We start from the raw sequence: 14074 nt of genomic DNA on the forward strand, positions 1-14074 counted from the left end.
TGAGTTCGATTACCGCGCTTCGTGCACGCGCTTGCGAAAGCGCTGGATCAGCCTCAGCATCCGGCCCGACCAGCCCTCGCCGTCGCCGCGCAACATCTCGGCGATCCGGTGCTTGACCGGCTCGACCAATGCAGTTGCCCTGGCGCGCAGCATCATGATGAACTCATAAATCTTTTTGAACCACTGCATCTTCAGCAGCTTCGGCCGCGTCACATCGAAGATGAAGGCGGTGACACCGACGCCGACGAATTTTCCGAGAACGATGACGACGATCGCGCTGATCCAATATTCATTCGCCAGCAGCCACAGCCCGACCAGCTTGAGCGGAAACAGCGGGATCACCGGCACCACAAATACGATCAACGTCATCGCCGGCGACAGCGTCGCAACACGCGCGGACAGCCATTGCTTGAACGCGCGGAACGGAATCCACGCGATGATGCGCTCGACGATCGGCTCGAGATGATCCCACAGCCATGCTTCGATCAGGAAGACGACCGCAAGCAGAATCCATAACGGCTTAAGTAGGCGGCGCATCATCGGGTCAACTCGACCCGGCGTGTGCCGGGTATCGATCACATATGGATGGCCCGCTTGCCGACCGCAAGCGCGGCTTCCTTGATGGCCTCGGAGCGGGTCGGATGCGCGTGGCAGGTCCGTGCCAGATCCTCGGCGGAACCGCCAAATTCCATCAGAACGGCGGCTTCATGGATCATTTCGCCGGCCTCACGACCAATGATGTGCACGCCCAGCACGCGATCGGTCTTCGCATCTGCGAGAATCTTCACAAAGCCGTCCGTGGTCTGGTTGACCTTGGAGCGGCCGTTGGCAGTGAAGGGGAATTTGCCTGACGTGTATGCGACGCCGGCCTGCTTCAGCTCTTCCTCGGTCTTGCCGACCGACGAAACTTCCGGCGTGGTATACACAACGCCTGGGATGACGTCGTAATTCACATGCCCGGCTTGCCCTGCGATGATCTCGGCACACGCCACGCCTTCGTCCTCGGCCTTGTGCGCGAGCATCGGACCCGCCACCACGTCGCCGATCGCATAGACGCCCTTCACGCTGGTCGAGAAATGCGCGTCGATCTCGACGCGGCCGCGATTGTCGAGCGCGATACCGGCCTCCTTCAGCCCAAGGCCCTCGGTGTAGGGCACGCGACCGATGCAGACCAGCACCACATCGGCCTCGATGGCCTCTGCCGCACCACCGGCCGCCGGCTCGACCTTGGCCGACAGCGTTTTGCCTGACGTGTCGACGCCGGTGACCTTGGCGCCGAGCTTGAACGCGAAGCCCTGCTTTTCGAGGATGCGCTGGAATTGCTTTGCGACTTCACCGTCCATGCCGGGCAGGATGCGATCGAGGAATTCCACCACGGTGACTTTCGCACCTAACCGGTGCCATACCGAGCCGAGTTCGAGCCCGATCACGCCGGCGCCGACGATCAGCAGGTGTGAGGGCACCTTGTCGAGCGACAGCGCGCCGGTCGACGACACGATGCGCTTCTCGTCGATCTCGATGCCCTTCAGCCGTGCGATGTCGGAGCCGGTGGCGATCACGATGTTCTTGGTCTCGACCGTCTGCGCCTTGCCGTCACTGCCCGTGACTTCGACCTTGCCGGCACCAAGAACCTTGCCCGTGCCGTTGATGACGTCGATCTTGTTTTTCTTCATCAGGAACTCGACGCCCTTGACGTTGCCGTCGATGCCCTGCTGCTTGAAATTCATCATCGAAGGCAGGTCGAGTTTCGGCGCGGAAACGCTGACGCCCATTTTTGCAAAGGAGTGCCCGGCTTCCTCGAACATCTCGGATGCATGCAGCAGCGCCTTCGACGGCATGCAGCCGACGTTGAGGCAGGTGCCGCCCAGCGTCGCATTCTTCTCGACGACGGCGACCTTCATGCCGAGTTGCGCGGCGCGTACCGCGCAGACATATCCGCCCGGACCGGTGCCGATGACGACGAGATCGTAAGAAGCCATGATTGAAGTCCCGTAACTGAATTCTATGACAGGGTATTAGCGGCCGCCCGATACATCGAGGATGGCGCTGGTGACGTACGAAGCGTCGTCCGACATCAGCCAGACGATGGCATTGGCGATTTCTTCGGCGGTACCGACGCGCTTCATCGGCACCATGTGCGCAAGACGATGGGCACGATCGGGCTCGCCGCCAGCCGCATGAATTTCGGTATCGATCAGCCCGGGCCGGATCGCAGCGACGCGTATCCCCTCTCCGGCGACTTCATGGCCGAGACCGACCGTGAATGAATCCACCGCGCCCTTCGACGCCGCGTAATCGACATACGTATTCGGCGCACCGAGTCTCGCCGCCACCGAGGAAAGATTGACGATAACGCCGCCTTTGCCGCCATGCTTGGTCGACATGCGCTTCACGGCCTCGCGCGCGCACAGGATGGACCCGGTAACGTTGACCGCCATCACGCGCTGGATGCGCTCGGCCGACATCTCGTCGACACGCACGCCGCTCTGACCGACAATACCACCGTTGTTGACGAGCGCCCCTAACGTACCGAACTGATCGGCCGCCTTGAACAGCGCGAGGATGTCGCTTTCCTCGGCAACGTCACATTTCACCGCGACGGCCTTGCCGTTCTTGCGCTCGATTTCGGTAACGACTTCGTTCGCCGCCGCCTCGTTACTGGCGTAACCGACGACGACCCGAAAGCCGCGGGCCGCCGCGGCAATCGCGGTGGCGCGGCCGATACCTCGGCTACCACCGGTGATGACAACAACGCGATCCGTCACATCCGCCCCCATTCATCGACGCGCTCAATACACCGCTCAAAATACCCGCCCAAAAGCGGATATCCGAACGCCCTTGGCTCAGAGATCCAGCACCAGGCGCGCCGGATCTTCCAGGCTCTCCTTGACGCGGACCAGGAAGGTCACCGCTTCCTTGCCGTCGATGACGCGGTGATCGTAGGACAGCGCCAGATACATCATCGGGCGGATCTCGATCTTGCCGCCGATCGCCATCGGGCGCTCCTGAATCTTGTGCATGCCGAGGATGGCGGACTGCGGCGCGTTGAGGATCGGCGTCGACATCAGCGACCCGTAGATGCCGCCATTGGTAATGGTGAAGGTGCCGCCCTGCATCTCGTCGATCTTGAGCTGACCGTCGCGGGCGCGGCGGCCGAAATCGGCGATGCTCTTTTCGATGTCGGAGATCGACTTGTGATCGCAGTCGCGCACCACGGGCACGACGAGGCCCTTGTCGGTGCCGACGGCGACTCCGACATGGTAGTAATTCTTGAAGATCAGATCGGTGCCGTCGATCTCGGCGTTGACGGCCGGAATGTCCTTCAGCGCCTGCACGCAGGCCTTGGTGAAGAAGCCCATGAAGCCGAGCTTGGTACCGTGCTTCGTCTCGAACACATCCTTGTACTGCGTCCGCATCGCCATGATGTGGCTCATGTCGACCTCGTTGAAGGTCGTGAGCATCGCCGCGGTGTTCTGCACGTCCTTCAGGCGGCGCGCGATGGTCTGGCGCAGCCGAGTCATCTTCACGCGCTCTTCGCGGGCGGCATCGTCGGCGGGCGAAGGTGCTCGCACCTGCACGGCGGCGGCGGGCTGATTGACCGGCGTCGGCGCCGAAGCGGCCTTCTCGATCGCAGCCAGCATGTCGCCCTTGGTGACTCGGCCATCCTTGCCGGAGCCGGGCACGGTCGCGGCATCAATGCCGCTTTCGACGGAAAGTTTGCGCACCGACGGCGCCAGCGGCGCGTCTGCGGGTGCGGCCTTTGGCGCCGCAGCAGCTGCGGCGGCAGCGGCCGGCGGCGGCGCAGCCGGCGCAGCTGCCTTTGCGGGAGCGGCCGCCGGCTTGGCGCCTGCCGCGCCGTCATTGATCTGTCCGAGCAGCGCGCCGACGGCGACGGTTTCTCCGTCCTTGGCGGCGATCTCACCCAGCACGCCCGCTGAAGGCGCCGGGACTTCGATGGTGACCTTGTCGGTCTCGAGCTCAACCAAAGGCTCGTCCACCGCCACGGCATCGCCCGCCTTCTTGAACCAGCGGCCAATGGTAGCCTCCGTCACGGACTCGCCGAGCGTCGGAACGCGAATGTCAGTCATGTGTGTTTTCCTCTTTGCGTCATGGTCGGGCTCGTCCCGACCATCCACGCCTTAATCAGTCATCAAAAGAAAGACGTGGATGCCCGCGACTTGAGGGTGAAGACGGTGCTTCGCACCTTTCGCCCGGGCATCACCACTTTGGCAAAAGCTAGTTCAGCGCGTCATCCAACAGCGCCTTGAGCTGCGCCAGGTGCTTCGACATCAAACCGGTGGCCGTGGCAGCCGCCGCCGCGCGGCCGGCGTAACGCGGACGCTTGTTCGGCGCGTGGATCTGGTTCAGCACCCATTCGAGATAGGGCTCGATGAAGTGCCAGGCACCCATGTTGCGTGGCTCTTCCTGGCACCAGACGACTTCCGCATTCTTGAAGCGGGCGAGCTCGTGCACCAGCGCCTTCAGCGGCACCGGATAGAGTTGCTCGACGCGCATCAGGTAGATGTCATCGATGCCGCGCTTCTCGCGCTCCTCGTAGAGATCGTAATAGACCTTGCCCGAGCACAGCACGATGCGACGGATCTTGTCGTCGTCCACCAGCTTGATCTTCTCGTCCGGCAGCATCTGGGCGTCATCGTAGAGGATGCGGTGGAACGTGGCGTCCTTACCGAGTTCGTCGAGCCGTGACACCGCCCGCTTGTGGCGCAGCAGCGATTTCGGCGTCATCAGGATCAGCGGTTTACGGATTTCGCGATGCAGCTGACGCCGCAGCACGTGGAAGTAGTTCGCCGGCGTGGTGGGATAGACCACCTGCATGTTGTCTTCGGCGCACATCTGCAGGAAGCGCTCGAGACGGGCCGAGGAATGCTCCGGTCCTTGCCCTTCATAGCCATGCGGCAGCAGGCAGACGAGACCCGACATGCGCAGCCATTTACGTTCGCCCGAGGAGATGAACTGGTCGAACAGCACCTGCGCGCCGTTGGCGAAGTCGCCGAACTGGGCTTCCCACATCGCCAGCGCATTCGGCTCGGCCAGTGAATAGCCGTACTCGAAGCCTAGCACCGCCTCTTCCGAAAGCAGCGAGTTGATCACCTCGTAGTGGCCCTGATCGGGGCTAAGGTGATTGAACGGCGTGTAACGGCTCTCATCCTCCTGGTCGATCAGCACCGAATGGCGCTGCGAGAAGGTGCCGCGCTCGGAGTCCTGCCCCGACAGGCGGACGTGCCGGCCTTCCTGCATCAGCGTGCAGAATGCCAGCGCCTCGCCGGTTGCCCAGTCGATGCCAACGCCATTGTCGATCGCCTTGGCGCGATTTTCCAAAAAGCGCTGGATGGTGCGGTGAACGCGGAAGCCGTCGGGCACCTTGGTGATCTTGCGGCCGATATCCTTCAGGATAGCCGTATCGACGCCGGTAACACCGCGGCGCGCATCCTCTTCCTGATCGGCGGACTTGAAGCCGGCCCATTTGCCGTCGAGCCAGTCGGCCTTGTTGGGCTTGTAGCCCGAGCCGGCCTCGAGTTCGGCATCGAGCCGGGCACGCCAGTCGGCCTTGGCCTTTTCGACCTCGCCCTCGGTCAGCACGCCGTCAGCGATCAGCCGCTTGGAGTAAAGCTCGACCGTGCCGGGATGCGTTGCGATCTTCTTGTACATCACCGGCTGGGTGAACATCGGCTCGTCGCCTTCGTTGTGGCCATGCCTGCGGTAGCAGAACATGTCGATCACGACGGGCTTGTGGAATTTCTGCCGGAATTCGATCGCGACCTTGGCCGCGAACACCACGGCTTCCGGATCGTCGCCGTTCACATGGAAGATCGGCGCGTCGATCATCTTCGCCACGTCGGACGGATAGGGCGAGGAGCGCGAGTAGCGCGGATAGGTAGTGAAGCCGATCTGGTTGTTGACGATGAAGTGCAGCGAACCGCCGGTGCGGTAGCCCTTCAGGTCGGACAGGCCGAAGCATTCGGCGACCACGCCCTGGCCGGCGAAGGCGGCGTCGCCATGCATCAGCACCGGCAGCACCGAAATCCGCATGTCCGGCGGATCGCCATGCTGGTCCTGCTTGGCGCGCACCTTGCCGAGCACGACGGGATCGACGATTTCCAGATGCGACGGGTTGGCGGTCAACGACAGATGGATCTTGTTGTTGTCGAACTCGCGGTCCGACGAGGCGCCGAGGTGATATTTGACGTCGCCGGAGCCTTCGACCGCGTCGGGATTGGCGGAGCCGCCCTTGAATTCATGGAACAGCGCGCGGTGCGGCTTGCCCATCACTTGGGTCAGCACGTTGAGGCGGCCGCGATGCGGCATGCCGAGCACGATCTCTTTTACGCCGAGATTGCCGCCGCGCTTGATGATCTGCTCCAGCGCCGGGATCAGCGATTCGCCGCCGTCGAGGCCGAAGCGCTTGGTGCCGGTGAATTTGATGTCGCAGAACTTCTCAAAGCCCTCGGCTTCGATCAGCTTGTTCAGAATCGCGCGCCGGCCTTCCGGCGTGAAGCTGATTTCCTTGTCCGGGCCTTCGATGCGTTCCTGGATCCAGGCCTTCTGCGCCGCGTTGCTGATGTGCATGAACTCGACGCCGAGCGTCTGGCAGTAGGTGCGCTCGCAGATCGCGACGATTTCGCGAAGCGTGCCGTATTCCAGACCGAGCACGTGATCGAGGAAGATCTTGCGGTCGAAATCGGCCTCGGCAAACCCGTAGCTGCGCGGGTCGAGCTCCTCGCGGTCGCGCTGGGCCTCGATACCGAGCGGATCGAGCTTGGCGTGGAAATGACCGCGCATGCGATAGGCGCGGATCAGCATCAGGGCGCGAACCGAATCGCGCGTCGCCTGGTTGATGTCGGCCGACGCCACTTCGGCGCCCTTGGCAAAGGCCTTGTTCTCGGCCTTGGCCGCCAGCTTGGCGCCAACAGCCTTTTCGACCTGCGCCCAGTTGCCGTCCAGCGCCGAGGTCAGTTCGTCGCGCGGCGTCAACGGCCAGTTGTCGCGGCCCCAGGAGGCGCCCTCGGCGTTCTTCTGGACGTCGGCCGGGGTGTCTTTCAGGCTCTTGAAGAATTCCTGCCAGTCGGGATCGACCGAAGCCGGGTCCTGCTCGTAGCGGGCGTAGAGGTCGTCGATGTAGGTGGCGTTGGTGCCCTGCAAAAAGGAGGAGAGGGCAAATGCGGCATTCGCGTCCTGGCGAGACATGGTGGCGTCCTGGTAATTTTTGGCTTCGCGCGTGGAAAACGGCGCTTTGGCCGGTCCGGAGGCCCGGACCAGCGAGGTAAAGCACCTTTACCCTATTTAGCGCGAAACTTCCCGCCCAAAAGAACCAAGAATTGAATTAGGACTTCAATTTTTCGGCAAGGGTGTGTCCAAGCCGCGCCGGCGACGGAGAGACCGTGATTCCGGCCGATTCCATCGCTGCGGTCTTGGAACCGGCGTCGCCCTTGCCGCCGGAGATGATCGCGCCGGCATGGCCCATGCGGCGGCCGGGAGGGGCGGTGACGCCGGCGATGAAGCCGACCATCGGCTTGCTGCGGCCCCGCTTGGCCTCGTCCTTGATGAACTGGGCGGCGTCTTCCTCGGCGGAACCGCCGATTTCACCGATCATGATGATCGAAGTGGTCTTCGGATCAGCCAGGAACATTTCCAGCACGTCGATGAATTCGGTGCCCTTGACAGGGTCGCCGCCGATGCCCACGGCCGTGGTCTGGCCGAGGCCTTCCTGGGTGGTCTGGAACACGGCTTCATAGGTCAGCGTGCCCGAACGGGAGACGATGCCGACGCTGCCGGGCTTGAAGATGTTGGCCGGCATGATGCCGATCTTGCATTCGCCGGCGGTCATGACACCCGGGCAGTTCGGTCCGATCAGGCGGGACTTCGACCCCGACAGCGAACGCTTGACGCGGACCATGTCGAGCACCGGAATGCCCTCGGTGATGCAGACAATCAGCGGGATTTCCGCATCGATCGCCTCGCAGATCGCATCAGCCGCGCCCGGCGGCGGCACATAGATGACGCTCGCGTCCGCACCAGTTTTCTCGCGCGCTTCGGCGACCGTGTCGAACACCGGCAGACCCAGATGCGTCGCACCGCCTTTGCCCGGCGAGGTGCCGCCGACCATCTTGGTGCCGTACGCGATCGCGGCTTCGGAATGGAACGTGCCGTTCTTACCGGTAAAACCCTGGCAGATGACTTTGGTATTCTTGTCGATCAGAACGGACATGATGGATGTTACTTCCCTGGGTGTTCGGAGACGGGATCAGTGGATTCGCCGATACGTACCGGTGAGCACGTCGGCCCAGCCTTCCGCATCAGGTGAGAACTGGATTTTCATGGTGTAGTTGTTGTCGTCGACGACTTCGTAGACGTGACGCGCATTGCCGCGCAGCGAGCCGCGCACGAGGATCAGCGTCTTGCCGGTCCAGCCGCCGGAGGCCGGCGCCGGCGAGTAGTAGCCGAGCGAATCGTGCCAGAACAATTTGTAGTGCCGGTCCTCGCGGTCGTAGGTGAACACGCCATGGGTGGCGAAGGTTTCCTTGCCGTCGCGCATCTGGACCGCGTCCTGGATCAGGTAGAAACCGTTGAGATCCATGCGCGCCTTGACATGCGCGGTCGCCGGGCCGCCCGCGTTCCAGCGCGAGGGATAGACCATCTCTTCACCGCTCCATTCGCCGGCAAACACGGCGAGCTTGCGGTGTTCCTCCTGGGCAGTCGGTGCGGCGAGACGGTCAGCCATCGCTAGCCTCCCTTGACGGCATTCACGATTTTCTGCGCAGCATCGTCGAGATCATCGGCGGGCAGCACGTTGAGGCCGGATTCGCGGATGATCTTCTTGCCGGCGTCGACATTGGTGCCTTCGAGCCGAACCACCAGCGGCACCTTTAGGCCGACTTCCTTGACGGCCGCGACCACGCCCTCGGCGATGATGTCGCATTTCATGATACCGCCGAAGATGTTGACGAGGATGCCCTTCACGTTCGGATCGGCGGTGATGATCTTGAAGGCGGCCGCAACCTTTTCCTTGCTCGCGCCGCCGCCGACGTCGAGGAAGTTGGCGGGCTCCATGCCGTAGAGCTTGATGATATCCATCGTCGCCATCGCGAGGCCGGCGCCGTTGACCATGCAGCCGATGGTGCCGTCGAGCGTGACGTAGTTGAGATCGTATTTCGACGCCTCGATTTCCTTGGCGTCTTCCTCGGTCTCGTCGCGCAGGGCCGCGACTTCCGGATGGCGGTACATCGCGTTGTCGTCGAACGCGACTTTGGCGTCGAGCACGCGCAAATCGCCCTGCTTGGTGACGACGAGCGGATTGATTTCCAGCATCGCCATGTCCTTGGCGGTGAAGGCTTTGTAGAGCTGCGCGACCAGCTTCTCGGCCTGCTTGGCCAGATCGCCGGTCAGCTTCAGCGCCTTTGCCACCGTGCGGCCGTGATGGGCCATGATGCCGGTGGCCGGATCGACCGAGAAGGTGATGATCTTCTCAGGGGTGTTGTGCGCGACGTCCTCGATGTTGACGCCGCCTTCGGTCGAAACCACGAACGAGACTTCGGAGGTTTCGCGATCGACCAGGATCGAGAGATAAAACTCCTTGTCGATGTCGGAGCCTTCCTCGATGTAAAGCCGGTTGACCTGCTTGCCGTGGGCGCCGGTCTGGATCGTGACGAGGGTCGCGCCCAGCATCTGCTTGGCGAACTCGTTGACCTCGGCGACCGACTTGGCGATGCGCACACCCCCCTTATCGCCCGCGGAAGCTTCCTTGAACTTGCCCTTGCCGCGGCCGCCGGCGTGGATCTGGCTTTTCACCACCCAGATCGGGCCGGGAAGCGCCTTGGCAGCGGCTTCCGAATCCGAGGCCTTCAAGACTGGCACACCGCGCGAAATCGGTACCCCGAATTCATGCAGCAACGCCTTGGCCTGGTATTCATGGATATTCATCTGGACGCTCCCCAAACCTTCTGCGGCAAGCTCTACAGCCCGCCGGTATTGGTAGTTGGCATACCATATACCAAAGGAACTGCAACCCCGAAAATGCTTTCGCCCCGTTTCCAGGGCGAAAGCTCAACAAAATCAACGACCCAACAGATCGGGCGCGATGTTCTTGCAGGCGTCGACCAGGCCCTGCACGGCGCCGACCGACTTGTCGAAGGCTTCCCGGTCCTTGCCGGCCAGCTCGATCTCGACAATGCGCTCGACACCCTTCGAGCCGATCACGACGGGCACGCCGACATACATGTCCTTCACGCCGTATTCGCCGTTGAGATAGGCGGCGCAGGGCAGCACGCGCTTCTTGTCCTTCAGATAGCTCTCGGCCATCGCGATGGCGGAAGCCGCCGGGGCGTAGAAGGCCGAACCGGTCTTCAGCAGGTTGACGATCTCGGCGCCGCCATTACGGGTGCGATCGACGATCTCGTCGATCCGCGCCTGCGAGGTCCAGCCCATCTTGACGAGGTCGGGCAGCGGAATGCCGGCAATGGTGGAGTAGCGCGTCAACGGCACCATGGTGTCGCCATGGCCGCCGAGCACGAAGGCGGTGACGTCCTCGACCGAGACGTTGAACTCATCGGCGAGGAAATAACGGAAGCGCGCGGAATCCAGCACGCCGGCCATGCCGACCACCTTCTTGTGCGGCATGCCGGAAGCCTTCTGCAGCGCCCACACCATCGCGTCCAGCGGGTTGGTGATGCAGATGACAAAGGCGTCGGGGGCGTATTTCTTGATGCCGGCGCCGACCTGCTCCATGACCTTGAGGTTGATGCTGAGCAGATCGTCGCGGCTCATGCCGGGCTTGCGCGGCACGCCGGCGGTGACGATGCAGACCTTGGCGTTGTCGAGCGCCTCATAGGAATTGGCGCCGGTGAGATGCGCATCGAAACCGTCGACCGGCGACGACTGCGCAATGTCGAGCGCCTTGCCCTGCGGCACGCCCTCGGCGATGTCGAACATGACGACGTCGCCGAGCTCCTTCAGGCCAATGAGGTGAGCCAGCGTTCCGCCGATCTGACCGGAGCCAATCAAAGCAATCTTGTCGCGCGCCATGGGAAATTTGTCCTTCTGAGACGTAGAGGAGGATGGAGAGTGAACTGGGAGGCTGGTTATCCCTTTCGAATGATACGTTCAAGTCGCGGCGTGCCCAATTGTAGGCCTTGCCTTCATTTCGATCAGGTATGCCACCGGCCCTCCCCTACCGTCATTGCGAGCGAAGCGAAGCAATCCATATCGCCGCGCGGGGATAGATGGATTGCTTCGTCGCTTCGCTCCTCGCAATGACGGCGGAGAGACCTACGTCTCGACCAGCCCGGTGCTGGAGCCGCTCGCGGCTGAATCCTTCCGCCCGTGCGGGAGCGCCAGGTAGGATTCGGAACTCATTTCGATCAGCCGCGACGAGGTCCGCTTGAACTCGTTGGCCTCGTTGCCGTCGGTGGCCAGATACAGCGACACCGGGTCGGCTTCCGCCGAGGCCATCAGCTTCACGGCATTGTCATAGAGCGTGTCGATCAGCGAGATGAAACGCTTGGCGGGATTGCGCTCGGCGTAGTCCATGACAGGAATGCGGTCGACGAGGATGGTGTGATAGTCGTGCGCCAGCCGAAGATAATCCGACGCAGCCAGCGGCTGCTCGCAGAGTTCGGCGAAGGCAAAGCGGGCGACGCCGTGCGACGAACAGGGCACGCGCAGGATGCGGCCCTTGATCGCGATATCGCGCGCCTTGCAGGGCGCGTTGCCGGTCATCTTGCGCCAGGCCTTGTCGAGCGCGTCACCGGCGGCGTCATCCGCCGGCACCAGCCACATCTTCACGCCCGCGAGTTTTTCCAGCCGGAAGTCGGTGCGCGCATCGAGCCGCAGCACGTCCATGTGGTCGGCGATCTGCGCGATGAAAGGCAGGAACAGCGCGCGGTTCAGGCCGCCCTTGTAGAGGTCGTCGGGCGCCACGTTGGAAGTAGCCACCACCACGGTGCCGAGTTCGAACAGCTTTGTGAACAGCCGGCCCAGGATCATGGCGTCGGCAATATCGGTGACGTGGAATTCGTCGAAGCACAGCAGCCAGGCCTGATCGAAGATCGCATTCGCGGTCAGCGCGATCACATCGCCGTCGGCGATCTCGCCGCGCGCGATGTCCTGCCGGTAGCCGTAGATCCGCTCATGCACCTCGGCCATGAATTCGTGGAAATGCGCGCGGCGCTTGTGCTCGATGGCGCTCTGCTGAAAAAACAGATCCATCAGCATGGTCTTGCCGCGGCCGACCTCGCCATGGACGTAAAGCCCGCGCGGCGGCGGCTCGTCCTTGTCGGCGAACAGCCGGCCGAGCAGGCTTTGCTTGCGCAGCGGCTTGTAGCTCGACAGCCGGTCTTCCAGCGCCGCAAAGGCGTCCGCAGCGCGGGCCTGCGCCGGGTCGGCCTCGATCGCTCCGGAGGTGACCAGGCCCTGATAATGGGCGCGGAACGAGGTGGGTGAGGTCATCGACAGCATGGCCCACCTTACGGCCCCAAGCGTGCGAAAATTGCAAGCCGTGAATTGGTGGTGGGGGTATGCGCTTTCTTCTCCCTCGCCCCGTTCTTACGGGGAGAGGGTTGGGGTGAGGGGCTCTGTCCGCGAGCGTGATCTATCGATGGACCTGTACCCCCTCACCCGGATCGCAAGCGCGATCCGACCTCTCCCCGCAAGCGGGGCGAGGTAAGAGATGCCCTCACGCACTCAGGGCGTAGGAATCCTCGACTACATAGGGGCCGCCGCCGGTGGAGGCGCGCGATGAGAACAGCACGAAGCGCGAGGCCATGAAGGTGCGGCTTGGGAAATAGCCGCGCACCGACAGATAGTCGGCGACATCCTGGCTCGAGGCGTCGTGCAGCCGCGCCAGCGTCACGTGGGGGGTGAATTTACGCCCCTCGGGATCGAGCCCCATGCGTTGCATCATCCGCTCGAGTTCGGCCTGCAATTCGATCAGCGGCCGGCTCGGTTCGACGGAGGCAACCACCGCCCGCGGCTTGCGCCCGCCAAAACTTTGCAGGCCCTGCACCTTGACCTCGAACGGCTTGCGGTTGACCCGAAACAACATCGAGGCGATTTCATTCGCCGACATGCCGTCGATGTCGCCGATGAAACGCAAGGTGACGTGATAATTTTCGGGATCGATCCAGCGTGCGCCCGGAAGGCCGCCACGCAAATTGGAAAGGGTCTGGCCAATCTCGGCCGGAATTTCCAGTCCAGCAAACAAACGCGGCATCGCTCGACTCCCGATGCTGAAACCCGATGACGAATCACCGATCACCAATTTCTACCTGAGTTATATGACCCTGCGAAGCAGCCGGCGCCACTGGACCGGAAAGCTACGGGGAAAACTATCGGGTAGGGTTATTCACTGCTGTATTTTCAGCTGCGTTGCGCAGAGATCGCGCCAAGAAATGCCTCGACACTGGGCAGAATATTTTTCACGATGGTGTCGACGCCCTCAGCGGTCGGATGCAATCCGTCCGGCTGGTTGAGCTTGGCCTCGGCGGCGACGCCTTCCAGGAAAAACGGATAGAGCGGCACGCCGAAGGATTTCGAAAGCTCCGGGTAGATCGCGTTGAAGCGGGCCGCATACTCGCTGCCATAATTCGGCGGCGCCAGCATCCCGCACAGCAGAACGGCGATCTTGCGGGCTTTCAGCCGGGTCAGGATATCGGTGAGCGCGGCGCGGGTGACGGCCGGGTCAGTACCGCGCAGAGCGTCATTGGCGCCGAGCTCGAGGATCACGGCCTCGGTTCCTTCGGGGACCGACCAGTCGAGCCGGTCGCGGCCGCCAGAGGTAGTGTCGCCGGACACCCCGGCATTGATCATGTCGACCTTTATCCCCTTGGCTTCCAACGCCTTTTGCAGGCGGACGGGGAACGCCCCGGTCGCCGCTAGGCCATAGCCGGCACTTAAGGAATCGCCGAGCACGACCATCTTGATAGGCTTTACCGGGGCAGTGACCGGGGTCTGCGCAAAAACCGTCTGTGTCGTCATCAAGGCCATAATCAACACGAGTATGTGCACGAACATACCTATCCGGCCCTCGACCCCGGCGGCGGAATTGCCATATGACCGATCC

General features: G+C 62.7%; 12 protein-coding genes. All 12 read right to left on the minus strand.

The window, feature by feature from the left end:
* Positions 1-9 precede the first annotated feature (9 nt).
* A complete protein-coding gene (locus JQ575_RS26315; RefSeq protein ID WP_212036042.1) occupies positions 10-540 on the minus strand; it encodes a hypothetical protein in 531 nt (176 codons plus the stop codon).
* Between the two features lie 35 nt (positions 541-575).
* Positions 576-1979 carry a dihydrolipoyl dehydrogenase gene (gene lpdA, locus JQ575_RS26320; protein ID WP_212036043.1) on the minus strand — a complete coding sequence of 468 codons (1404 nt, stop codon included), beginning with the start codon at positions 1977-1979 and terminating at the stop codon, positions 576-578.
* 36 nt (positions 1980-2015) lie between these two features.
* Positions 2016-2765 carry an SDR family oxidoreductase gene (locus JQ575_RS26325; protein ID WP_212036044.1) on the minus strand — a complete coding sequence of 250 codons (750 nt, stop codon included), beginning with the start codon at positions 2763-2765 and terminating at the stop codon, positions 2016-2018.
* 78 nt (positions 2766-2843) lie between these two features.
* Positions 2844-4088, minus strand: coding sequence for a 2-oxoglutarate dehydrogenase complex dihydrolipoyllysine-residue succinyltransferase (odhB, locus tag JQ575_RS26330; protein WP_212036045.1), 1245 nt, complete (start codon positions 4086-4088; stop codon positions 2844-2846).
* A 148-nt stretch (positions 4089-4236) separates the two neighbouring features.
* A complete protein-coding gene (locus tag JQ575_RS26335; RefSeq protein ID WP_212036046.1) occupies positions 4237-7206 on the minus strand; it encodes a 2-oxoglutarate dehydrogenase E1 component in 2970 nt (989 codons plus the stop codon).
* Positions 7207-7342: 136 nt separating this feature from the next.
* Positions 7343-8227: a succinate--CoA ligase subunit alpha gene (sucD, locus tag JQ575_RS26340; RefSeq protein ID WP_212036047.1), complete on the minus strand. Its 885-nt coding sequence runs from the start codon at positions 8225-8227 to the stop codon at positions 7343-7345.
* 36 nt (positions 8228-8263) lie between these two features.
* Positions 8264-8740 carry a DUF1579 family protein gene (locus JQ575_RS26345; RefSeq protein ID WP_212036048.1) on the minus strand — a complete coding sequence of 159 codons (477 nt, stop codon included), beginning with the start codon at positions 8738-8740 and terminating at the stop codon, positions 8264-8266.
* Positions 8741-8742: 2 nt separating this feature from the next.
* Positions 8743-9939 (minus strand): ADP-forming succinate--CoA ligase subunit beta, encoded by a 1197-nt coding sequence (gene sucC / locus JQ575_RS26350; RefSeq protein ID WP_212036049.1) that lies wholly within the window; start codon positions 9937-9939, stop codon positions 8743-8745.
* Between the two features lie 132 nt (positions 9940-10071).
* Complete coding sequence (mdh, locus tag JQ575_RS26355; RefSeq protein ID WP_212036050.1) at positions 10072-11040, minus strand: malate dehydrogenase; 969 nt, start codon at positions 11038-11040, stop codon at positions 10072-10074.
* Between the two features lie 243 nt (positions 11041-11283).
* Positions 11284-12471: a cell division protein ZapE gene (gene zapE / locus JQ575_RS26360; protein WP_212036051.1), complete on the minus strand. Its 1188-nt coding sequence runs from the start codon at positions 12469-12471 to the stop codon at positions 11284-11286.
* Between the two features lie 217 nt (positions 12472-12688).
* A complete protein-coding gene (gene thpR / locus JQ575_RS26365) occupies positions 12689-13225 on the minus strand; it encodes an RNA 2',3'-cyclic phosphodiesterase (RefSeq protein WP_192739017.1) in 537 nt (178 codons plus the stop codon).
* A gap of 146 nt (positions 13226-13371) precedes the next feature.
* Complete coding sequence (locus JQ575_RS26370; protein WP_409364824.1) at positions 13372-14019, minus strand: arylesterase; 648 nt, start codon at positions 14017-14019, stop codon at positions 13372-13374.
* Positions 14020-14074: the final 55 nt, after the last annotated feature.

Source organism: Bradyrhizobium sp. JYMT SZCCT0428, from assembly GCF_018131075.1.
In the GTDB taxonomy this organism is placed as follows: Bacteria; Pseudomonadota; Alphaproteobacteria; order Rhizobiales; family Xanthobacteraceae; genus Bradyrhizobium.